General features: G+C 38.4%; 21 protein-coding genes. 2 read left to right on the top strand and 19 right to left on the bottom strand.

The genetic code is table 11. The features are described from left to right. Positions 1-13: 13 nt before the first annotated feature. The 16 genes from DV740_RS10910 to DV740_RS10835 form a co-directional block, all read right to left on the bottom strand. Positions 14-1,027: a polysaccharide biosynthesis protein gene (locus DV740_RS10910; protein ID WP_117841470.1), complete on the bottom strand. Its 1,014-nt coding sequence runs from the start codon at positions 1,025-1,027 to the stop codon at positions 14-16. Continuing rightward, positions 1,028-2,002 carry an FkbM family methyltransferase gene (locus DV740_RS10905; protein ID WP_117841471.1) on the bottom strand — a complete coding sequence of 325 codons (975 nt, stop codon included), beginning with the start codon at positions 2,000-2,002 and terminating at the stop codon, positions 1,028-1,030. 3 nt (positions 2,003-2,005) lie between these two features. Next, positions 2,006-3,130 carry a non-hydrolyzing UDP-N-acetylglucosamine 2-epimerase gene (wecB, locus tag DV740_RS10900; protein WP_117841472.1) on the bottom strand — a complete coding sequence of 375 codons (1,125 nt, stop codon included), beginning with the start codon at positions 3,128-3,130 and terminating at the stop codon, positions 2,006-2,008. 4 nt (positions 3,131-3,134) lie between these two features. Beyond that, a complete protein-coding gene (locus tag DV740_RS10895; protein ID WP_117841473.1) occupies positions 3,135-3,989 on the bottom strand; it encodes a dTDP-4-dehydrorhamnose reductase family protein in 855 nt (284 codons plus the stop codon). A 1-nt stretch (position 3,990) separates the two neighbouring features. Next, positions 3,991-6,474: a hypothetical protein gene (locus DV740_RS10890; RefSeq protein WP_118088079.1), complete on the bottom strand. Its 2,484-nt coding sequence runs from the start codon at positions 6,472-6,474 to the stop codon at positions 3,991-3,993. Between the two features lie 19 nt (positions 6,475-6,493). Next, complete coding sequence (locus DV740_RS10885; protein WP_117841475.1) at positions 6,494-7,666, bottom strand: radical SAM protein; 1,173 nt, start codon at positions 7,664-7,666, stop codon at positions 6,494-6,496. 5 nt (positions 7,667-7,671) lie between these two features. Beyond that, positions 7,672-8,856 carry a radical SAM protein gene (locus DV740_RS10880; protein ID WP_117841476.1) on the bottom strand — a complete coding sequence of 395 codons (1,185 nt, stop codon included), beginning with the start codon at positions 8,854-8,856 and terminating at the stop codon, positions 7,672-7,674. Further along, the gene (locus tag DV740_RS10875) at positions 8,834-10,093 is read right to left on the bottom strand and encodes a glycosyltransferase (RefSeq protein WP_117841477.1); all 1,260 of its coding nucleotides are present in this window, start codon (positions 10,091-10,093) and stop codon (positions 8,834-8,836) included. The genes DV740_RS10880 and DV740_RS10875 overlap by 23 nt, the downstream gene beginning before the upstream one ends. 17 nt (positions 10,094-10,110) lie before the next feature. Further along, positions 10,111-11,265 carry a radical SAM protein gene (locus DV740_RS10870; protein WP_117841478.1) on the bottom strand — a complete coding sequence of 385 codons (1,155 nt, stop codon included), beginning with the start codon at positions 11,263-11,265 and terminating at the stop codon, positions 10,111-10,113. Next, positions 11,262-12,467 (bottom strand): glycosyltransferase family 2 protein, encoded by a 1,206-nt coding sequence (locus DV740_RS10865; protein ID WP_158561559.1) that lies wholly within the window; start codon positions 12,465-12,467, stop codon positions 11,262-11,264. The genes DV740_RS10870 and DV740_RS10865 overlap by 4 nt, the downstream gene beginning before the upstream one ends. 1 nt (position 12,468) lies before the next feature. Next, positions 12,469-13,194: a phosphocholine cytidylyltransferase family protein gene (locus tag DV740_RS10860; protein ID WP_117841480.1), complete on the bottom strand. Its 726-nt coding sequence runs from the start codon at positions 13,192-13,194 to the stop codon at positions 12,469-12,471. A gap of 21 nt (positions 13,195-13,215) precedes the next feature. Beyond that, complete coding sequence (locus DV740_RS10855) at positions 13,216-14,277, bottom strand: glycosyltransferase (protein ID WP_118088077.1); 1,062 nt, start codon at positions 14,275-14,277, stop codon at positions 13,216-13,218. A 1-nt stretch (position 14,278) separates the two neighbouring features. Continuing rightward, complete coding sequence (locus DV740_RS10850) at positions 14,279-15,421, bottom strand: CgeB family protein (protein ID WP_118088076.1); 1,143 nt, start codon at positions 15,419-15,421, stop codon at positions 14,279-14,281. Positions 15,422-15,477: 56 nt separating this feature from the next. Next, positions 15,478-15,843, bottom strand: a complete 366-nt coding sequence (locus tag DV740_RS10845; RefSeq protein ID WP_117841512.1) for a molecular chaperone — start codon at positions 15,841-15,843, stop codon at positions 15,478-15,480. A gap of 82 nt (positions 15,844-15,925) precedes the next feature. Further along, the gene (locus DV740_RS10840) at positions 15,926-17,185 is read right to left on the bottom strand and encodes a glycosyltransferase family protein (RefSeq protein ID WP_118088075.1); all 1,260 of its coding nucleotides are present in this window, start codon (positions 17,183-17,185) and stop codon (positions 15,926-15,928) included. A gap of 1 nt (position 17,186) precedes the next feature. Next, positions 17,187-18,764, bottom strand: coding sequence for a glycosyltransferase (locus DV740_RS10835; protein WP_118088074.1), 1,578 nt, complete (start codon positions 18,762-18,764; stop codon positions 17,187-17,189). A 118-nt stretch (positions 18,765-18,882) separates the two neighbouring features. Here DV740_RS10835 and DV740_RS10830 point away from each other — a divergent pair, with 118 nt between their 5' ends. Continuing rightward, the gene (locus tag DV740_RS10830; RefSeq protein WP_118088073.1) at positions 18,883-20,049 is read left to right on the top strand and encodes a CgeB family protein; all 1,167 of its coding nucleotides are present in this window, start codon (positions 18,883-18,885) and stop codon (positions 20,047-20,049) included. Positions 20,050-20,062: 13 nt separating this feature from the next. Then, positions 20,063-21,232 carry a CgeB family protein gene (locus DV740_RS10825; protein ID WP_118088072.1) on the top strand — a complete coding sequence of 390 codons (1,170 nt, stop codon included), beginning with the start codon at positions 20,063-20,065 and terminating at the stop codon, positions 21,230-21,232. Here the strand turns inward: DV740_RS10825 and DV740_RS10820 are convergent. The 3 genes from DV740_RS10820 to DV740_RS10810 all read right to left on the bottom strand — a co-directional run bounded on the left by DV740_RS10820 (position 21,216) and on the right by DV740_RS10810 (position 24,436). After that, entirely contained in the window at positions 21,216-23,048 is a 1,833-nt protein-coding gene (locus tag DV740_RS10820; RefSeq protein WP_158551970.1) for a motility associated factor glycosyltransferase family protein, read from the bottom strand. The two genes, DV740_RS10825 and DV740_RS10820, sit on opposite strands and share 17 nt — an antisense overlap. Position 23,049: 1 nt before the next feature. After that, on the bottom strand, positions 23,050-23,349 hold the full coding sequence (locus tag DV740_RS10815; protein WP_022242370.1) for a hypothetical protein: 300 nt from the start codon (positions 23,347-23,349) through the stop codon (positions 23,050-23,052). Between the two features lie 259 nt (positions 23,350-23,608). Further along, on the bottom strand, positions 23,609-24,436 hold the full coding sequence (locus DV740_RS10810) for a flagellin N-terminal helical domain-containing protein (RefSeq protein ID WP_118088071.1): 828 nt from the start codon (positions 24,434-24,436) through the stop codon (positions 23,609-23,611). Between the last annotated feature and the right edge of the window lie 167 nt (positions 24,437-24,603).

Here is a 24,603-nt window from a genome sequence, read left to right as displayed (position 1 = left end):
TTTCCTCATTAAATTACATATTTTCCAGTTCATTACGAACATATTCCAATGACAGCAGTTTTTCCTTTACCTGCTCTACATTCAGAATCGTGGTATTATCCGATGTAAATTCTTCTAATTTTGCTTTCTCTACCTGACCCTTTTCATAGTACTGTTCGTAATTTAAATCTCTGTTATCCGCCGGAACACGATAGAAATTTCCAAGGTCAAATGCATGCATACATTCTTCTCTGGTCAAAAGAGTTTCATACTTTTTCTCGCCATGTCTTGTTCCGATATAATGAATTTCATTGGTATCATGGAAAAGTTCTCTTACGGCCTGTGCCAGAACTCCGATTGTACATGCCGGAGCCTTCTGCACCATAATGTCTCCAGGCTTTGCATTTTCAAACGCAAACATTACCAAATCCACAGCCTCATCCAAGCTCATTAAAAAACGTGTCATTTCAGGGTCTGTAACTGTAATCGGCTTTCCGCTCTTTATCTGATCGATAAACAGTGGAATAACAGAACCTCTGGAGCACATTACATTACCATAACGGGTTCCGCAGATTGTAGTCACATCTGTTGTTCTTGATTTTGCCACAAAAACACGTTCCATCATCGCCTTACTGATACCCATCGCATTAATCGGATATGCAGCCTTATCAGTAGAAAGACAAATTACCTTCTGCACATCCGCCTGAATTGCTGCTGTTAATACATTATCTGTACCAATTATATTGGTTCGAACCGCTTCCATCGGGAAAAATTCGCAGGACGGAACCTGTTTTAATGCAGCTGCACTAAATATGAAATCTACACCATGCATTGCATCCTGTACGCTTCGTATGTCACGAACATCTCCAATGTAGAATTTAATTTTTGTATTATTATACAACTTTCTCATATCATCCTGTTTTTTTTCATCTCGTGAAAAAATACGGATTTCTTTGATATCGGTATCTAAAAATCTTTTCAGAACTGCATTTCCAAAAGAACCAGTTCCACCTGTAATCATCAATGTTTTGTCTGTAAAGAATCCCATCTATCTAATCCTCCTGTTTCTTAGCTGCTCTGCTGTCTCTTTTGCAATATAAAGTGTATTTTCTATCGTAGACATATAATGAACATAGCCTTTTTTCTCCATCATCTGTGAAAATTCAGCTTCCCGTCCCCATACTTCTACGCAAATCAGCTTTACTCGAAAACGATCTGTATCTAAAGCTTCCAATATTTCAAAGTCCATGCTTTCTGTATCAATGTCAATAATATCCGGGGCTTTGGTACAGTTTTCTTCCAGAATACGATTGATATTCATTACCGGAACATCCTTATAATTGTCTGCAAATCCTTCTCGTTCTGCAACCTCCTGGTTAAATGTATTATAACCTTTCAAGCTGGACTGATGATTCATATAATAGCGGAGAATTCCACCTTCGTCACCACTGGCTCCCGCCTCAACAATTTTATTCTTTGGTCGATATATCTGTGCCAGTTCACACATATTTCCATTCGGCTCTATTAATATGCCATTGGTATAACCTTTTTCATATAGAAGATAAGTATTATTTCTGACTACCGGATGGCAAACCCCGATGTCAACATATAGTGGATCCTTTATTCCCAGTGCCTCTATCAATTGTGTAAAAATAATATCTTCATTTGCAGTTGCATAAGAATGTAAATACGGTGCCTGTGGACAGTCAATTAACCGGGATGCAATAAAATCATACTCTTTGAGGTATTTTTCTATTTCCGGCATTATCTCCAGTTCAATATTCGGATATATAATAAAGCAGACCTTTTTTCCGACAAAATTCTTTAATATTTCCTGGGATTCCATCTTTATGCCACAGCGGATTTTCCCCCAGTTCTCTTTGGCTGCATCAATCATATAATCCAATTGATACAGGCTTAAATTATATCGTCTGTCATATTCATCCCTTCCGGCACCCCAGCCAACCAGATAGTCATAGGAAGTTCTCAATTCATTTATGTTAGTTTTACAGGTGTATCTCATGTGCTATTTCCTCCAGACCTTATCGTCAATAATGCGTGTATAGCTCTGAACAATTCTTATTACAGTTGAAGAAACATTTACGGCTTCATAATCCGGAACTGCTTCTCCAAAATCTCCCAGTTCAGCCATTCTCACAGCCATATCAACAGACTGTAACAAAGATTCTTCTGTAATCCCACCAATTACAAAACAGCCCTTGTCCAATGCTTCCGGCCGTTCGGTAGAAGTGCGGATACATACTGCCGGGAAATGACTGACCGCCGATTCTTCCGGCATAGTTCCACTATCTGATACCACACAAAAAGCATGTTTCATCAACGCACTATAATCGGTAAAATTAAATGGCGGCATTTTCCTTACCAGTGGATGGAACTGATAATTACGCTGTTCTACAAATTTGGCACTTCTTGGATGCAAAGAATAAATAACCGGCATCTGATATTTTTCTGCCATCTTATTTACCGCATTCATCAGACTTTCAAAATGTTTCTCATTATCAATATTTTCTTCTCTGTGTGCTGAAAGAACAATATAATTCCTTTCTGTCAGTCCAAGAGTGGTCAGCACATTGCTTTCCTCGATTTCTTTCTGATGTGCCAGAATCACCTCTTTCATCGGAGAACCGGTTACATAAATATGTTCTTTTCGAATTCCTTCTGAAATCAGATATCTTCTTGCATGTTCTGTATATGGAAGATTGACATCCGAAATATGATCTACAATACGTCGGTTGGTTTCCTCCGGAAGATTCTCATCAAAGCATCTGTTTCCCGCTTCCATATGAAAAATCGGAACCTTTAAACGTTTTGCAGAAATTGCAGTCAATGCGGAATTGGTATCCCCCAGTATCAGCAATGCATCCGGTTTTACCTTCTGCATCAGTTCATAGGATTTTGCAATAATATTTCCCATCGTTTCTCCCAGATTGTCTCCAACTACATTCAGATAATAATCCGGCTTTCTTAATTTTAAATCATCATAAAAAATATCATTTAACCTTGCGTCATAATTCTGACCGGTATGCACAAATATATGTTCAAAATACAAATCTGCTTTCTTTATAATTTCTGATAATCGAATCAATTCAGGTCTTGTTCCGGCAATTGTCATCACTTTCAATTTTTTCATTATGCTATACTCCTTTATACTGTTGATAAAGCTGTGGATGTTTCTGTATCCATTCTGCCATTTCTTTTACCATCTTTTCATAAGACGGTACTTCAAAAATTTCATCCTGCGTATTAACCAATGACTTATTATTAACAATACTACAATTTTCTTTTATTTCAATCTTCTTTTCTCTGCAATATTGATTAAACAATCCCAATAATGCATACTTACTGATCTCTTCATTATTTACCAGATGGTAAAGTCCTTTTTGATTCTTCTTTCCATCTGCTTCAATTGCTTTTGCCAGCTGTAAGGTTGTAACACCGGACCAGATTACATTTTTATATCCGCTCACAGAATTTCTCTGCAACATAAACCAGTGAAAAAGTCCGATTCCATTTTCCTTTAATTCCGGTCCTACAATCGAAGTCCTGATTGTAAGATTGCGGTTATCACAAACTTCTCCCAATGCCTTAGAACGTCCATAATAGGATGTTGCATCCGGCAGATCTTCTTCTGTATACTTTCCTTTTGTACCTTCAAAGACACAATCTGTACTGATATGTATCAGCTTACTTTTTGTATTCTCTAACTTTTCTGCCAGAAAATGTGGGAATACGCTATTTAAATAAATTCCATCCGAAAGTTTCTTATCTACTGCTGTATTCAATACTCCAATACAATTTACCACCACATCAAAATCATCAGCTGTAATTGCATCCAAAAGCTCGTCTTTCCTGCAGGCATCACCTATGATTGTCTTACATATCGCACTTTCTTTTTTTGCAAACCCTGTTACATCATGTTTTTGTTCCAGCAGGTACTGTGCCACCATATGTCCTGCCATTCCATTCACTCCAAGGATTAAATATTTCACGTCAGTCTTCCTCCGATGCATCCATTATTTCATTACAAACATAATCAAAAATTCCTTTTCCAGCACTTCCATCATTCCGTGCAAAAGTATCCAGTACCGCATTTTTTCTCTGCTTTGCATAAATGTCTTTCTTATTTCTTACCAAATCTGCAAAATAAGAAAATCCAAACAGTGAAGAACGGTAAATATATTCTTTTTCTCCTTTACATTCCAGAATTTGAGACACCAGTTCTTCTGTATGCTGCGTCTGAAAACGTTCTTTTTTCAGACTGTTATCTTTCGTATCCAGCACATAGAAATCCGCAAGCATAAATGGTGGAAAATATATTTTATCTTCTACTGCAACCGCCTCTGAAAATGGCTGTTCATGCTGTCTTAAATATTCTATCACTTCAATATGGTCTATATCAATTCGAGTTGGTTTTCCATTTTTCTCTATTTTAATAAAATATGGGACATTTCTTGGTATCAGCCATAAATTCTCTTTCTGCAGTACCATCCGATAAAACAGAAATGTCTTATCCTTGTCTTCCATTGGTATAAATTCATCATATTCAATCTTATTTAACTGCCTAAAATCCTTACTACATTGCAGCAAATATTGTCCATCTGCTGGAAGTATCCACAGCTTATCATCCCAGAATATGCACTGCATGAATCCACCATCTATTTTTTCCAGTTTATGACTGATAACCTCTTCTCTCGTAATTTCCAATATCCGGTTTTCTGTCCGTATCGGAATATACAACTTTTCATTATTGATACAGCTTTGACCATAATAAAAGCTTCTCTGGTTATCGTTATCTTCCGGAAGCGCTCTTTTCTTTATTTCTTCTGTCTCAAGATTTAAAACAAGCACCGGATCTCCAGAAAAAAGTGGTGTAATTACCAATTTATTCTCCTGTCTTATTGCTGAAACACATTTTAAATCATCTTCTTTTTTGTAATAGTTTGGAAGATAATGTACTTCTTTTGTTTTTTTATCAACAACTGCGATATGTCTGGCAAAATTTGGCAGCATGAATATCTTCTCTTCTGTAGAAACCACATAACCATATGCATTTTCCTGCATACGATTTTCTTCTAAAATACTTCGTATATATTGTACCGTTTTCGTCTTCCGGTTGATTGCAAACAATGTATTGCAGGCTCTTCCTGTTCCATAACAGACTTCCTGCTCCAATTCCATCAAATTCGCACAAGAGAACTGCTCTGCCGGTGTCACTTTAAGATTATCAACATCAGAATCCAGAAGATAAACCGGCTTTCCTGTGACTTTATACAAAGTCAGCAAAGAACCTCCATCGCCAAAGTATGCATCACTTAACGCTATTGCACAATGCATGTCCGGTGTATCATCATAAATCACATTCTCTATTTTTTTGAATTGCCGGATAACTGCTTCATATTTCTCATATATTTTCCGGTTCATTGCCAGTGCAGTGCTCTCACTTAATGGATGCGGTCTCCAAATCAGCACGATATCCTTGTTCTCTTCAAAGAACTCTGCAACCTTTCGCAAAAAAGTAAATGCTCCTGTCTTTTCATTGATAATCCGTGACACATGCGTATTCAAAAGAAATACTGTTTTTGTTCCAATTACTTTCTCCCACTGCATCGGAACTGTCACTCCATTTCTTCCTTTCAGAATCTTATCTATCTTCGGTGAACCCAAAGCAACCACTTTATCTGCCCCGACATATTTTGCATAGATTTCTCTCAGTTTTTCAGACTGTACGAAAATCTTCCATGCATTTCTTACACCCGGCACAATACAATACGTCTCATTAAAACTGTTTTCATTTACGACATCATAGGGAACATAACACAAATGGCTGGTATATTTTATTAATTCACTGCTGTAAAACTGTTCCTCAACTCTGGTTACCCGGTTATATCCATCATAAGGATTATGTATAAAGATTACATCCGGTCGTTCCTCTTTAAGCTTATATTGATATGCATCTACAATGGGTAATCCTTCCGGAAATCGATTTCCTTCATATACTGCTGTTTTCTTTCCATCCTCCAAAAGGTAATAAGGAACTGGCATTACAGACACTCTACACTTTGAATTTTGTACGGCAGCCAAATATATGCTTTCCATAGAATCCCACATAGCTGCTTTATATGGCAGAAACAATATTTCATATTTTCTATACAGCAGATGCTTTACATAATAATCTTCTGCCTGCTCCAGCTTTTTTCCTGCTCTTTCATTTTCCACTGCTGCCTGAAGTCTGTTGTTTTTTTTCATGCTCTGAAACATCTGATATACAAGCTCACAATACTCTTCCAACATTCTGATAAAAGGTGCTGTCTGTCCCATATTCTGTTCCACATAATTTCCCAGTTCAATGATTGTGCCCTGATTTTCTTCCAACAGGGCAAAGACTTCTTTCTCTGGCAGACTTTCCAATATATTATGCTGTTTTCGTATATTTTCAAGAATAGACTGTACTTTTTTTCTCTCAGACTGTTTCATAAATGCCTCCATATAACCACTATTCTATCTGCTCTGCAACCTTCACTTTATTACAGTTTGCCTCTGACCAGCCTGCACATTTTTTACAAAAATCCACATAACCTTTTGTAGTATATTTCAGTAGAAATTCAAGTAACTCCGTTTTTCGGACTTCTGAATAATCTTTAAGGTCAAAGTAATCATTTTCTGTTTCTTCTATAATTCCTGCCTTCGCTGCAAAATGTGCAAAATTGCAGGAGTACAATCTTTCATTTTCCAGGCAGTTCCACGGGCTGCCACAATTATCAAAATAGTTTTCCAGTTGTAAATCAGTCATATCACTATGTTCTGTATGTTCCACATCCAGACTGAACCATTCCGGAACATAATTGTCAATCCACTCAATGCCATATTTTTCCAGTTTTTCTACTGTTTGTGTATAGGTTTCCCTTAACTGAGGTACATTCTCACGATAATCATCCAAATAAACCTTTATACGATGTTCTTTCATCAACCGGCATAGTTCATCACCCGGTACAATACTTCCATTAATTACAGTTTCTATACTTTCAATCCTGTTTCTGTAATTTTCATCCAGATAAACCAGTGTCCTTCCCAAATCTTTATTCAGCAAAGGCTCTCCCCCGGAAACCTGAAACCTTGGAGTATAATCAATCCACCGAAACAGCGTATCAATATCTCTTTTTACAAAGGTAAAATCATGTATAATATGCTTTTTAAAATATGGTGAAAAATTCAAACAATCCTTGCATTTTAAATTGCATACTGTACTTGGAATCATACAAACAGAAGAAATCATTAACTTATCGGCTGCAAAAAAAGCATATTGCTGATAGGTATAAAAATCCAGAAAGTCTTCGATATAAAAACAATCGAGAGCCTTTATATATCCTGCCGTTCTAAGCAGCCTCATAACCTGCTCAGCAGCCTTTTTTTCCATAGCAACAATAATAATATGTTCCTCATCTACTTTTTGAAGAATCTTTTCCGGTGCAATTACCTGCTCTCCCAGATAACCATTCTGTTGTTTTTCTACGTTGCGGTCTATAAAACCATCTATATTTCCAAGCCAATTGATTCTATGATACAAATCAGCTCCATAGATTCCTGCTCCGTAAATATATATTTTAGTTTTCTCTCCATAGATTGATTTTACATGGTCTAACTGATGTCCCCGGTTTGTCCATTTCATTACAATTACTCCTTTGCTTTCTGAATAGCTGCATCTTCCAGATTCGGATTAATGGATGTCCAGCCTGCACATTTTTTACAGAATTCTACATATCCCTTTTCATTGTATCGTAATCGGAATTCTAATAATGCTTTTTTGTCTACCTCGCCTGTTAATACAAAGTAATTGTCTTCATCATCCGGTAAAATCCCTGCCTTTGCTGCATAATGTGCATAATTACAGCCTGTTATCTTCTTCTTGCGAAGTGTTGACCACGGATTACCACATCTTTCATAGAAACTTTCCAGTTTCTCTTCTGAATCTTCTTCATGGCTTGAATTTTCAGAATACATACGAATCCACTTTTCTGCATAATTATAAATAACAGAAATTTCTTCCTGATTAAGTTTATTTTTTACACGTTCATACAATGCTTCTCCATTTGGAAGGGTCTTTCTGTAATCATCTAAAAATACCGTTACCTTGCATTTCTTTAAGATCCGGCAAAGTTCATCAGATGGTACAATTGTTCCATTCGTCACTGTCTCAAGGCGAATCACTTTATCTTTATAATTCTCATAAATGTATTCCAATACATGTCCCAGCTCTTTATAAAGAAATGGCTCGCCACCACTAATCTGAAGACGATAAATTAAATCCACCTGTCCAAAAAAGGCATCAATATCTGCTTTTACTTCTTCCAGACTGTCCACAATATGTTTCTTAATATATGGGTTAAAATTCAGACAGCTTCTGCAGTTCAAATCACAAACGGTACTTGGAATAATATTTTCCGATGTGAAAAACAGCTTATTCTTCACATACATAAAATAGATGGGAAGATATGTATAAAGGAAATAACTATAATCGTAAATATCTTCTTCCTTTATTTCATGTTCCAGTAAACCTTTTTTTATCTCTGCAGCTCCGGATGGTGTTGCACAGATTACTACAAAGTAATTCTCTTTCTCCTTCTTCCAGAGTTCTTCCGGAGACATTACACGATATCCTCTTTTTCCTTCCTGCTGTTTTTTTTCATCTCTGTCTACCAGCCATAGTTTCCAGCTGTCTTTACATTCAGAACCCTCATACACATTCAGAATATCCTCTGCATAATCTCCTGCGCCATATATAATCATTGTTTTCTTATCCTTTAACTGATAGCCGATGCTTTCAAATTCTCTTCCCTTATGCTTCCACTTCATGCTCATGTTTCAAATTCTCCTTTAATACTGATTTTAATGGTTCACAATAGAATAATTTTTTGTATATCTCTGAATATTTTTTTATGTATTTTATGTTGTTTTTTTTCAGTTGAAGTTTTATCTCATCTTCTGCCAGTGCAGACACAATAACCGCTGTATGTTCCTGATGTTTCACCAGATAATCCATTCCATAGCATGGAATACCACAGATTCTTGTGTTCCATTTTTTCTCATCATTATCAATATAAGAATGTACCAAAAATCCTCTCAACTGTAATTCATTCAGCATTCTTTTCCCATAATCCCCTGCGCCAAACAAACATATTCTATCTACCCCTTTATCCTTCCATTCCGGGAACAGGAGATTCATATCTCCTTTTCCATCTGACATTATTTCATCCTCTACAAATGCCAGCAGCTTATCCTTAAGATATCCCAGTATGGTATCCGCCTTCGGACTCTGTTTCAACAAAACATATAATCTGTAATAAAAGTTAAATACACTTCCACACATATTTATCTTTTCATCATCTGTCAGCCATTCACAGAAATTTTCAAACATTTTATTATATTCCGGTCTGTGACATGCCAAAGTCTGGCTGCCCTGCTCTCCATGAATTCTTCCCACAAAAAGACTCTCCGGCACAAATACAGATTTCTGTCCCCTCATTACATGAAACAAAAATACAGAATCCTGTGTTGCAATCAGTTCCGGATCGTATAAGCCAACTCTTTCAAAATGACTTTTATGTATCAGGATACTGCATCCATGAATACACAGGAAAACTGGTGCAAAATTACTGTTCGTCAGTTGCTGCATATCATATTGTTTCAGCCAGTCCACACTGGTTTTTTCTCCTGTTGTCATATTTAAAAAATCAAAATTAGAATGAGCAATTGCTGTCTTATCTCCGGATTTTTCAATGGCTTCTATCTGTTTTTCTATTTTCTGCGGATAATAATAATCATCATGAGACAACCAGGAAAAATACTCACCCTTCATCTCCTTTATTCCTCTGTTTACCGCGGTTGCTACTCCACCATTTTCTTTTTTGATATAGCGGATTCTATCCCCATAGGATAATGCAATTTTCTCAGTGGCTCCATTATCATTTGAACCATCATTTACAACAATTACCTCGCAATTCGGATAAGTCTGATTTAATGCGCTATCAATTGCCTCCTTCATATAATTTGCTCCGTTATAAACCGGAATCACAATTGACACTATTGGCTTTTCCACTTTTTCTGCCTCCTGACCTAACTTCTTTCTTTTTGCTTTGCAGGTGATACAATATGATCATTAATATCGACATAACCGCTGCATCTTTTACAGAATTCCACATATCCCTTTTCATTATAGCCCATACGGAATTCCATCAGTTCTTTCATTCGGCTTCTGTCATATTTTTTCAAATCAAATACTTCATCTTCCTGTTCTTCCATAAATCCTGCTACAACTGCATAACTGGCATAATTACAACTGTATATTTTTTCACCGCGCAGCTCCTGCCACGGAACATGACATCCTTCAAACCACTTCTGCAGGCGCAGTTCACTCCAGTCACTATGGTCTGTTGTCATCGGTGCAAGATCAATCCAGTTGTCAACCTTGTTTATTTCATATACGATTCCATATTCTTTAAACAGCTTCTGAATCTCCTGAAATCTCTCTTCCGATGCCGGAACAGCCTCCCTATAATCATCTAAGGTAACATCCACATTATATTTTCTACAGGCTTCCAGTATCTCCTTTTTCGGCAAAACAGTTCCGTTTGTTACTGTTCGCAGGAAATGAACTTTATGTCTGTAATTTTCTCCGATATACTCTATCAACTGTGCCAGATGCGGATATAAGAATGGCTCTCCACCGCTGATATGGAATAGCATAATATAATCCACACACCGGAAAAACATATCTACATCTGCCTTCACAATCTCCCAGGAACGAACCATCGGCTCTTTCATATATGGTGTAAAATTCAGACATGCTTCACAATTTAAATTACATTTTGTGCTCGGCAGAAAAGAAATGGATGGAATATACAATTCTTCTCTCTGATATGCAAAATAAACGGACATGAAGATTTCCATTGTAAAAAAGTCCTGATTATAAACATATCCACTGGTCATCAGCTGCTGTATTAGCGGCTTTCTGGTATAAGGTGATACTGTTATAATAATTCCGGCATTTTCATTATCAATTTCCTCTAAATCAAATACACGTTTTCCTAGATAATGCTCTTTTTGTTTTTCCGGGTTGTTATCAATAAAACCTGCAACCGAAAGCTTATCTTCTAATTCCTGATAAACTGCTTCTCCATATTCACCAGCTCCGAATAAATAGAATTTATCCTTTTTTTCTATATTCTGATAAACTGTATCAAATTCGTGTCCTTTATTTGTCCACTTCATACTTTCACCTGTTTCCTGCTTCTATCTGTTAATATTCCATCAATCTCCTGCCGGATTATGATATTGGTAAAGCCAAGCTTTTGCAATTGTTCCAGCGCACTCTGGCAATTTCTGAGAGCCACTACAACCATAATATTATCCTTATCATCAAGTACCGTTTCCGGTAATTGACAAGGCAATCCATCTATTATCTTCTGATTCTTTTCTGTGCTATTATCTAAAAACAGTTCTGCCTCTATTCCCCTCTTCAGAAGTTCATAATGCATTCTTACCCCATACTGTCCTGCACCAAATATCACAATTCTTTTCCGGTTCTTCTGAAGTTTTTCCGCTAATATCTTGCGGTTTCTATTGTCAGAATCATTCGGACTGCATTCGGCAAGCATTTTTTCTATCACAGAAATATCTCCACCGTAACTCTTTATAAAAGCTGTCATGCGTACAAGAAAACGCCATGGCGAACCGAATACACGTTCCATTTCTTCCAAACTCATTTTCTTTATCAGTCTTATATACAGTGCACATGTCTCCGCATAATAAGACGGTATGGTTCTTGAGCCTGCTGCCGCATGTTCTCTTACCCGAAACAGTGCTTCCGGAACAAAACAGGATTTACGATTTCTTAACATACGAAACCAGAGTTCTATGTCCTGTACCGTATAAATTGTTTCATCAAAACAGCCTGCCCGGGTAAAATTGTCCCGATGTATCAGCGCTCCGCAGGCATGTATCTGTAACTGTAATACACTGAATACAGAATTGGTAATCTGTTCTAACGTGTAATATTTATGAAAATTTGTCGTAGTAAGGCTCCCGGATGCCATATCATAAAAATCATATTCACATTGCACTACTGTTGTCTTATCCGCAAGCGACTGTACTGCCTGCATTTCCTTTTCTATCTTCTCCGGATAATATAAATCATCGTGTGACAGCCAGGAAAAATATTCTCCCTTCATATTTCTAATTCCCATATTCAGTGCGCTCGCCACACCACCATTTTCTTTCTTCAAGTAGCGTATCTTATCTCCATAAGACAATGCAATTGCTTCTGTTTTTCCATCATCCTTTGAGCCATCATTTACAACCAGTATCTCAATATTACGGTACGTCTGATTTAACGCACTATCAACTGCTTCTTTTAAATAATTGCCCCCATTATAAACAGGAATTACAATTGATACCAAAGGCAGTTTACTCATCTTATTTCCTACTTTCTCTTGTATGTGCAACATAATCTATAATTCTTTCATAATCATCAAAATAATCTATTTCTGCCCAGAACTTACCGTCCACATCCACGGTATAAATATCCTGTTCTTTCTGATCCGTAAAGGAATATAATACATTTTCCCACCAGGCACTATGCTGCTGGCTTCGAATCATTTCCTCCATACGTTTTTTAAATAACGGCAGAAAACTCTTTTCCACTTTTGCCATACCTACATATTCGCAGCTGCGCAATTCAATCGGAAGTCCCTTTCCATACTTTTCAATTCGGCCATTCCATGCCGTCTTAAAAAAATAATCTCCCTCCTGCACCCGGGAACGGTCGATTGCCATAACCGGACTTCTTTTATCTTTAAGCAGTGCAGTTAATATCTCTTCAGTAAAGAACACATCTGCATTCATGATAATCAGATCATCATCCATCTCTTCTCTTGCAAACCAAAGACTTGCAAGGCTGTTTGTAACATCAAAAAAAGGATTGTAGCAATATGTAATTTTTTCCATTCCTTCTAATGCTTCTTTTACCTTTTCTTCTTTATATCCGGTACATACAATACACTGCATTCCAGCTTTCTGAAGCAATGCTACGGAACGCCGAATCAATGGTTCTCCATCTATCGGCAAAGTTGACTTTGGCACCATTTCAACATTTCTCGCTATTCTGGTTCCCCGTCCTGCAGCCAATAAAATAGCCTTCATAGTTCTCATTCTCCTTTGTATCTATTCACCCTTTGAGCATGCCCTGATTCTCTCCTGTGCTTTTGCATAATCTCCGCATTTCCGATAATATTCCAGTGCCTGTCCGATGTCTCCGAGGCACTCCCGGATTACGCCTGCATTGTAATATGCCAGATAAGAATTTGTTCCTGTCATCCGTGCGCTCTTATACTCCGTTGCCTTTAAGAACTCAGCTACTGCTTCTTCGTAACGCTCATTATTCATATAGATGAGTCCCATCAGAAACTTGAAATCCGCACAGTCTCCAAACTCTTCATAAATCCCCTGAAACTGCAATGCCGTTTCAACCCGCCTGGTATTCAAAAGTGCGTATCCATAGCTTTCTACCATGTCAATTACATATTCCAGCTTTGGATTCAAGTCATAGCCCAATGCTTTTTCAAAATACCGGATTGCCTCTTCATAATCCTCTGCCATATAATAGCTTTTTCCAATCTGATACATGAAATAAGTATCATCCGGATGGTTCTCCAACTCTTTTAACAATAACTTCAGATTACGTTCTGCTTTTTTCCTCCGCTCCTCTTCGGTGCCTTCATAACCATCATGCAAGATAACAACCGGAGCAAGGTAAGTTTCATACTCTTCTTTATTTTTCGCTGTAACCTGTTCGTGGATACTGCCCGAATATTCATATTGCTGTCTGGAGAATATCCGGTTAATCCGTTCTATGTATTCTGTTTCCTGCTCTCCTACAGAAATGCGGTTAATTCTTTTGATTCGCCCTACCATAGAAGGATGCTGCTTTAACAAGTTTTCCAGCTCGCCTGTATCTATTTCCTGTAAATATTCATCACTGTCTATCATCATAACAATGTCATTGGACGCCTGAGTCAATGCATAATTCCGTGCTGCGGAGAAATCATTGCACCAGCTGAAATAGCATACTTTATCTGCATATTTTTTTGCCATGACAACCGTATCATCCGTAGAACCGGTATCTACTACAATAATTTCAAAGCCATACCCCATCAGTTGTTTCAGGCACTTTTTCAATTTTTCTGATTCATTTTTCGTGATGATACATACAGAAATTTTTCTCATGTTATAAATCCTCAAGTATTACTTTCATCCGTTCTTCAAATCGAAAATCTTCTTTTACCCGCTGTAATCCTCTATCCGCAATTTCTTTCCGTTCTTCTTCATGCTGCAAATAGTAATTTACCAGATAATAAAGCTCTTCTATATCTCCATAAGTGATGATTTCTTCTCCCAGCCGGAAGTACTCTGCCAACTCTTCCTGGAAGTTTGAAATCACAAATCCGCCACTGGCAAGAATGTCCAGTACACGCAGCGGAATTCCTGTCCGGATTGTTTTCAGCGAAATATTAAGATTCACTTTAGAGCATTTAAATACTTTTGGCATCTGGGTATAATAATCGATATAATTCTTCTTTCTTATCTTTGGTATGGCTACATTCTGTTCTCCGGAATAGAGCGCTACATCAAAATGATTGGAAAGAAGCGTTAATATTTCCTGCCGCTCTCTTCGTGTAATCTCACTGGCCAGCAGAAATTCAATTTCACGATGATTTACCGTAATCTCTCCATTCCACTGCTTCTGATAAACTGCATTCATGTTCTGAATCAACTCATCCGTTATAAAATCCGGCAGGAAATAGCCGCCATATACTTTTTTCTGAGCCGCAATCACACCTTCCAAATATCCTCTGTCATACTCTTTCAAAGGTGCCATATACTGTGAATAGACAGTCTGATATAATTTTCCTACCAGTGAAATCTCTGCCCCATATTCCTTTTTATCGACTTCTGTAACTGCAACCGGATAAAATGTTTCCACATCTGCTGCCAGTGGCAAATAGCCGGCATTGATTCCCTGTCTTTGATATTCTTCTGCCTGTCCACGGTCAAAAAAATACACTTTTGCATAGGAATTCTTCAGTGCCTGTACATTGCGGATATGAATCGGAGAATCATAGACCCACGCACGATAAGGCAGTTTATGATTCTGGCATACATCAGAAATAACCGGATTAAAATTTATAGAAATCACTGCATCATACGCCTGCTGCGAAATCCTCTTTTCCAACTGCTCTGCAAACCGATCATCCGATTCCCAGTCATTCATCTGATAAAAGAAGGTATCATAAGCAATATTCAATCTGTGTAACGCACGTTCCATTCCTTTTCCCATAAAAGAATGCCATTGCCAGAATAATATTTTCATCGTTCTCTCCTGCTTTGCAACGAAAAACACTGATACCTTTCGATATCAGTAGTTTTTTAATTCATCTTAACTTTGGCTACTTCTTCCAGTTTTTCAAAGAATGGTATCATGTCCTTCTCAAAGACTTCTGCAAGCTTCTCATCATCTTTTTCCTGATATATTTTGCTGAAATTTACAAACAAAGCATTTGCTGCCTGCTTATCAATAAGCTGCTCGATTTCATTGAGATAGTCCATTGTTCCATTTAAGACCTGAATTTCCCAGTTCATACCTTTGATAATGCTCAAAAGATATTCATCGGTATCCGGCTGACGATTTCCATGTAATTCTTCCATTACATTTCTCATAGATTTTAATAATTTCGGGCTGTACTCCGTCAATACTTTTAACGCTTCTTTTTCTTCTCTTCTATTATCTTCCATGATATTTTCACCCTGGCACATCCTGTGCCGCCTTTCTATAGAATATATATCGGTTCATTCCTTCATTTTCACAATAGTATTTTCACTTTTCACTGCATTTTCTTTCCTGGGCATCTATTTTATCAATAAATGCAAGAAGCTTTTTCGCGCTCTGCTCCCAGGTATAATTTTCCTTTGCTTTCCTGTAAGCATTCTCTGCAATCATCTGCAGATTATCTCTTCCTGCCTCTTCCAGATAATCCGTAAGCAGTTCCGGAATCTTATAAAGTTCATTCAACCGGTACATGAGAATATCTTTCCCATCTGTAAACTGCTCTTTCAGATAAGTGCTTTCATCGGTAAGTACCACGCTATGCTGTAACATGCTGTTTGCAATCCGTTCCGTAAATCCATCCTTATGCCAGGCCATCACATTAAAAGATATAAGGCTTTTTTCCATGACTTCAAGGCTTTCTCTCATATCCACCGCTTCATGGATACGAAGATATGGTGAATCCCCAAACGGGCTCTTCTTCCAACTGTCCCCGAATACTTCCAGTGTAATGCCTGCTTCTAAAATTACCTTTACTGCTTTTTCCCGGTAATAGGACATGATGCAATAAATCATTGGTTTGACACCATCTAATACTTCTAAAAATTCTTCATCCGATAGTACAATTCCATCTTTTCGTAAGGATTCTTCCAATGCTTTCTCCGCAGTCTCTTCCGGGTGCTGTTTCATCTGAAACAGAAAATGGGCTGCTATCTTTTTAATGATTCCCTGGCTATTTCTGATCAGTGGCAGATAACTCCGATAGTCCGTATAGGTGCCAATAAAGGATATCTGATATTCCTTTTTATCCTGCGCCCCCCTCAAATTCCGCTCTGCTTCCTGTTTTCCATTCTCTCCTGCTGCCTTCTCACAACCTCCCGGAAAGATAATGGAACTTCCTGCAATTCTCGGATAATACTTTTCTATAAATGCCGCATAATTTCTGTCATGGGTTGCACTATAGCAATGCTCCGGCATTCTGATATAATGATTCTTCATCCAGATTGGATGGTCAAACTGGAAATTTATTTTTGGTCCCTTTATCAAATCATGTAAATAAATGCCTGCCTTCGGAAGATAAATATCAAAAAGATAACTCTGAAAGCCAATTACCGCCTGATATGTTTTTCCTGCATAAGCTGCCAGAGCAGCTTCGCCGCTCTGCTTCACATCAAAATATTCTACCTCTTCTCCAAGCCTCTGTAACGCTTCTCCCAGTTGCTCTGCAAATGTATTTAAAATGTTATAGCAGATTGGTTCTCCCTTATAGATTAAAATTGTCCCTTTCGCTTCTCTTATTCTATGCGCCATGTTATCTCCCGTCCGGATGCTGTACCTGCTTTTCCTGCCTTATTGTATAAGTTTCCACAAATTCACATAACCTTCGATAGTTTTCTTTTTCATCTACTGCAAGAATTTCCTCTGCTTTTCTGCGGCATGCTTCCTTCTTCTTCTCCATGAATCCTTTATCTTCACAATATTGATGTACCAGATTTACCATCGACTCAACAGAATCACAGGTGAATACCTTGCCCACATTTACCTGCACATCGCAGTTGTCCAGTGTCACTACCGGAATTTCCTGTAAAATTGCATACATGGCTCCGGTACCGCCGCCCTGTCTTGGCGGGTTCAAAAACAAATCTCCTATGGTCATGGTTTTCTGTAATTCTTCGGTATATCCAAGGAAATAAAAACGCTCCCGATATGCTTCTGCTATCCTTTTTTCCAGTGCCTCGCAATTTCCAATGACCGCCAGTACTGCTTTTGGATTTTCCTCTAGCATCGCATAAATCGTCTTAAGAAAATCCTCTGTTACTTCCTGCACCAGCCGGTTTCCCACCAGTAAAATTACGAACTTGTCTTCTGGGATGCCATAATTTTCTTTCTTCTCTTTTTCCACAACCACTGTATTTCCCACAATGGAATGTTTTACTTCCACAAACTGCTGGTACGGTTTCAGCCAGCTCTGATATCGTCTTTCTTCCGCCATGGTATAATCCGAAGCCAGTACGATAATCGGTGCATTGGTCACAGGAATTGTCTTAACGCACCTTCTAGTTAATACGGTAGTGAACTGTCGGCACAAATCAGCCAATATTGTTTTATCACCGATTTCAAGCACCCACTCAGGTGCTTCCTGCCATATCATTTCCGCCGCATCATAAAGCTGTTCCGGATAATTTTCCTGTGTAAAAAGCAGATTATAACCCTTCAGTTCCTCTCCTTCTATCTCTCCCTGAAATGCTCCTGCTGTATTCATAAAATTATTCCACAGACACTGCTTATACCACAACGGTGCTGTATTCCGATTTGGCATATAGGCGACATATAATACCACTTCGTAACCCAGTTCCTTTAAATAACGGTTCATCTGCAATGTTATTTCCGTCGGTGCATGCTGTCTTCCGATAAACTGTTTTGTTATCAGAACAATTTTTTTATTCCGTTTTTCCCACGGCAGATAGGAAAATTCCTTTTTATTCCGCTGTCTGATTTCATCCATCAATGCAGTATAAGCGTCACTGTTTCTCTTATATTCTGCCTCTTCATCCTTTATCATTTCACTGGCAAAAATTGTCCGCTGCAACTGATTCATTAATTCCACTTTCTGCCATAAATTCAAAGAGTCATCTGCCGTTAATTCTCCCATATAAGGAATGATTTTTTCATCCCGAAGAACCGCCAGCAGGGATGACCAGATGTAAATCTGCAATGTTATCGGAAACTTTGCCAATGACTGTTCTATTATGCGCAGCATATTCTGCTGCATCGCTGCATCAAATTTCTGGTAGCTTTCCTTTAACTCCCGCAGCGTTCCTTCTTCATATTCCCCTGTTGCATCCAGCTGCCCCAGTCCTCTTTGTAAAATCATAAAAAACTGTTCCATATATTTTCTTTTCGTCCTGCGACGATTTCTCCTTATTCTAACCTTGTTTCTTTCTTTCGATTTCGTTACAATAGTTATAGTTATTATACTCTATATCCAAGGAAGAGGAAAGTTTATCATGAAAATACTATTCTACCGTTATGGAAGCATTTGCGAACCGGATATTATCGAAGCCATAAAGCATTTAGGGCATGAAGTATTCTGTATTAATCTTGAAATTACCGATAAAAATATTCCCACACAGACAGTCATCAAGCATGTTTCTGATACACTGTTATCATCTTCCTTCGACTGCATTTTCTCAATAAACTTTTATCCTGTTTTATCGGAAATCTGTAATATCATGAAGCTTCCTTATATCTGCTGGACGGTAGACAGTCCTGTCATGGAATTATATTCGGATTCCTATTCGAATGAATGGAACCGTATTTTTCTTTTTGATTCCATGCAATATCAGGACTTTGCGCCATATAACCCGGCTCATACCTTTTTCCTGCCGCTGGCAACCAATGTAAAACGTTGGGATTCCGTTCTTGCTGATTCCAATCCCGATTCTTATAAAAGTGATATTTCCTTTGTTGGATCGCTCTATACGGAAAAATGTCCTTATGATGCCATCAAGAATCCTTCCTCTTATCTCGAAGGATATCTGAATGGAATTATGGATGCACAGGAACAGATTTACGGTGCATTTCTTTTAAATGAATTGCTGCCGGATTCTATTGTCAAAGAATTTATTGACTGTATGCCGGATTATTATATTCCGCCGGAAAAAGCCAGACGGGTTGACCGGGATATCATTGCACAGCAGTACCTTGGCATGAAGGTAACTGCCAATGAGCGGAAGCACCTTTTGTCCCTTCTTGGCTCCCATTTTTCAGTAGACTTATACACCGGAAGTGATGCAGACGCTCTTCCTGTCCACAATCGTGGACGGGTTAAGACTTTAACAGAAATGCCTCAGGTCTTTGCCCACAGCAAAATTAATCTGAACATGACCTGCAAATCCATCCGGAACGGTATTCCCCTTCGTGTCTTTGATGTTCTTGGATGCGGTGGCTTCTTACTGACAAATTATCAGAATGATTTAAGTGAATGTTTTACCATTGGAGAAGATTTAGACATCTATACCAGTCCTGATGACCTTCTGTCTAAATGCGAATACTATCTTTCCCATGAAAAAGAACGGATAGAAATTGCCGAAAACGGCTATCAGAAAGTATTAAATCATTATACTTATGAGAAACAACTTCAGAAAATGTTATCCTCTGCGCTCTCTCTTTAATGAAAGGAACTCTATGAAAATATTATTTCTTGATTCACCGGCTTTTGCCAAAAAAGATATGTTAGAAGCATTTCATAACTGCAACATTGAAACCGATTTATTTATGCACGAGGATTATAATGTCCGCAAAAGTGCTGCCTATGATGCGGCTTTTGATGCTACTGTAGAAAATACTTCCTACGACTTTGTATTTTCCTTTAACTATTATCCGATTCTGGCCACCTGTGCCCATCGGCATAATCTCCGTTATGTTTCCTATGTTTATGACAGTCCGCTGGTGGCTTTGTATTCCTTTACGATTACTTATCCCACCAATTATATTTTTCTTTTCGATTATCCGATTTACGAAGAGTTAAAGCAGGGGGGCATTGACCGGGTATTCTATCTGCCGCTTGCTGCAAATGCAAAAAGACTTTCCACCATGCAGGCAGCAGATTCTATCCTTGATATAATCTCTTCCGAGATTTCTTTTGTCGGTTCTCTTTATAACGAAGACCACCTGCTTTATGACCGCCTATATCAGAAGCTTCCTGCCTTTACGAAGGGATACCTCGATGCAATTATCGCAGCCCAGCAGCAGGTATATGGTGAATTCCTAATTCCCGGTTTATTAAATGATACCATCTTAAGTGATATGCAAAAATCCGTTCCATATGCGCCTAATGAAGACGGCATCGAAACACCGTGCTATATTTATGCCAACTATTTCCTTGCCAGGAAACTGGCAGAATTAGACCGCACTGCAATCCTAAAAAAGCTTTCCGCAGCGCATCAGGTAAAGCTTTATACCAATAATCCTACTCCGCAGCTTCCCAAAGTAGAAAACATGGGAGCAATTGACTATTATGAGATTATGCCTCTGGTTTTCCAGCATTCAAAAATTAATCTCAACATTACATTGCGCAGCATCCAAAAAGGTATTCCTCTGCGGGCATTCGATATTATGGGAAGCGGTGGCTTCCTGCTGACAAATTATCAGGAGGATTTCCTGAATTATTTTGTTCCGGGAGAAGACTTTATTTATTATTCTTCCTATGAGAAAGCTGATGCTTACGCCAGCTATTATCTTTCCCATGAAAAAGAGCGTCAGCAGATTGCTGCCAACGCCCTTGGTAAGATTTTAGATGCTCACACCTTTGAGCACCGGATTCAAACCATGTTATCTGTTATAGACGGTCAATAAATTTTTCATGTAAATCTGCTATGAGTCGGTCTACCGCAGATTCATAGCCTTTGTACCAGGCTTTTGCACGATTGCATAAGTCTGGTATTGTTAAATCTGCAGATAATACATCATCCCCAATGGAAAATTCTATTTCACTGTTATAATATAGTAACAAATCCTGCACCGGCTCTTTCTGGATTTCTTCATTAAGATTTCCAAATTCTGTCAGCAGCTTCTTCTGCTCCTCTATATTTCCATCTTTGGATGCCTGTTCTAACTGCTCCGCAACTTCCCTTGCTTTCTTAATATTTTCCTTTACTTCTTCCAGACGCTTCGGCTCTTCCTTTATCTCATGGATAATATCCTGCCGTTCTTCTTCTGAAAATGCCAGTGGTACTTCCTGCAATAATTTTTCGAAATCAATTTCTTTCGTGCAGGAATCAATGACTTCTTTTAATGTCATCACTTTTGCGCCTTCTATTTTTGCACCGCCCTCTGTTGCATTGATTACCGTAATATCCTCCGGCAATTTTAAAATTTCATTTTCAATCCATTTCCGGTACATATCCATCTGATAGTCTGTATCCAGCATGGTTCCATCATTGCCCTTTACCTGCACAATGACACGTTTCTTCTGATGCTGCTCATTCTCTTTTTCATCCATTTTCAGACCGCTGTTATAGCTCTGTCCTCCGGTAAAAGCAAGGTCCTGGCCGATAAATACAATTTTCTTAAAACCCAGTGCCTTTACCAGCGAAAATGCGCTGGTAGAAATAGAACCTCCGGTTAAAATATCATCCAAGACATAGCCTTTTCTTTCTATTACAGCCTTTGCAAACATATTACACGGAAATTCATCATAGAAATGTTTGCCGGTATGTCTCTTTACGATTTCTTCTCTGGATATTGCCTCAAATACAAACGGAAATGTGCTGATATCAATTCCTTCAAAAAAGCGGTCTGCAACTCTTGCGTCTACCGTCATTCCCAAATCTGGTGTAATTCCGGCATTTACTACTGCCCGGAGTGCTGCATCCACCACAAGAATCAATGCTTTTCCTTTCGCCCGCTTCAGTTCCTGCACATTTTTATTTAAGGATGGTCCTGCCGCCACAATAATTGCCGGTACATCGCTCAAGTCCTCCTCCGCAAGACATTCTTTCAGATAATGGGTATCTGTCTGCCAGAGATAATCATACATATTACTGAGAGCATGTGCCGCAAACTCATCCCGGAAATTATAGATGGTATTCCGATATGTTTTCGTCTTATTCATGAAATATATCATAGTCTCTAACATATGTTTACATTCCTTCGGATAAATGGAATCATAATTCGGAAGAATACCAAGACGCAGCATCCGGATATTGTTGAAGCTGATACCGGATTCTAAATAATCTTGCAGCATGTTCTCTGACTCTACAATCAAATACACATTTTTCTTCTTTAAAAGTTCAGTATAATCAAAGGTCTCTAATGTTTTTTGGAAAATAGCAACGGATGGTTCATATACAATAAGTGTCATGGTCTCATCCAGCGTCTGCGCCAATGCTTCTATACTTCTTCCGTCTCCAAATCCCAAAAGAAAGAACACACTGTAGGAGCCTTCTTTTTCAAACTGGCTGACATACTGCATGGATGCTTCCTTTGGATTATATTTACTATTTAACCGGTATTCCAATCCGCCCTTTGTCACAATCGGATAAAGCATTTCATCTTCCGCTGCTTCATAGCGTATCTCTACTGATTGCTCCGGCTGTGCCGTTTCCAGATATTCATGAAGTCTTACATGGTGTTCCCGGATTGCCTGCATATTCTTTTCGTATATCGTCATATTATATCTCCCATCCCATATATCTGCCATATTCATAGTTCAGGCAATCTGCCAGTTCCATGATCTGATGATTCTGATATGCATGAATCAAATGTTCCAATATAGTAACTGCCTGTTCCTGTATTGCTACGTCGGTTTCACCTTTTTCTGTATAATATGTAATTTGTTCTAACAGGCTATCCTTTATCTCCTGAATATGTGCACCAATCCATGGATAAGTTTCCTCCTGCTGGTTCTGATACAACTTCCGGATTACTGCTTTCATTTCCTCTTGTAATTGACTATACTTTCCTGCTTCCACTTTATAGTACCTCGTCTTATCTCTTTTCTTCTATTCTACATGATACTAATCTTTTCGTCACTAAGAAAATAATTATCACTACCCGTGTAACAAAGAATGTGCCTTAGCACATTCTCGCACCTGCGACATCTAGCTTATACGCACCGTGCGCATCCTCGCGGAGCGCTTTTTTACTTTACAGGAAATCAATTTCCTGTAAAGTAAAAAATAAAGCCGACCCTTTCGGGTCAGCTTTACTTTTATGGTTGAGTACTTATGATTACTGAAGTAAGGATAATACACCCTGAGTAGACTGATTAGCCTGTGCTAACATAGACTGACCTGCCTGAGCAAGGATGTTATTCTTGCTGTATGTAACCATTTCAGAAGCCATATCTGTATCACGGATACGGGATTCTGCTGACTGAGTATTCTCAGATGTGGTATCCAGGTTGGCAATTGTATGCTCCAGACGGTTCTGGATAGCACCCATTGCTGAACGCTGTTTAGAAACAACTTCGATTGCATCCTGAACTGATTTCATGTAAGAACCAGCTTTTGTAAATGTACTTACACTTAAAGTTTTCTTAAGACCAATCTTTGTTGCACACATATTAGCAATTGAGAAGTCGATAGACTGTCCGGAAAGGGCACCTACCTGTAATTTCATCTGATTTGTTGCTCCAGAGAAAGTACCATCTAACAGGTTCATTGTGTTGAACTGTGTGGTAGACTGGATACGGTTGATTTCAGATGTTAACTGATCCAATTCAGCACGGATAGCGCTTCTATCTACAGAAGTGTTAGTTCCGTTAGCTGCCTGTGTAGCAAGTTCGTTCATACGCTGTAAGATAGAATGTGTTTCATTTAATGCACCCTCAGCGGTCTGTACTAAAGATACACCATCCTGTGCGTTTGAAGAAGCTTTGTTAAGACCACGGATCTGGCTTCTCATTTTCTCAGAAATGGAAAGTCCTGCTGCGTCATCTGCTGCACGGTTGATTTTGTAACCGGAAGATAATTTCTCAGTTGATTTTGCCTGTGCACTTGTTGTGATACCTAACTGTCTGTTTGTGTTTGCTGCCTGTAAATTGTGCTGTACTACCATAATTAATTCCTCCTTGAATTTAACGTCGCTTCCTTGCGACTACTTGTTTTTTGTTACAGATATCTTATCGGCCGTACGCTCCTCAAATCCATCTGCTAAGTAACAATATCTTGTTTACTTGTTATATATATCGGACGGTCGTCTCAATACTTTATAGTAAATGGAAA

This window comes from Roseburia sp. AF02-12 (genome assembly GCF_003461765.1).
Lineage (GTDB): Bacteria > Bacillota > Clostridia > Lachnospirales > Lachnospiraceae > Roseburia_C > Roseburia_C amylophila.
The sequence above is the reverse complement of the archived record's forward strand: the minus strand, read 5'-3'. Positions and strand labels throughout refer to the sequence as shown.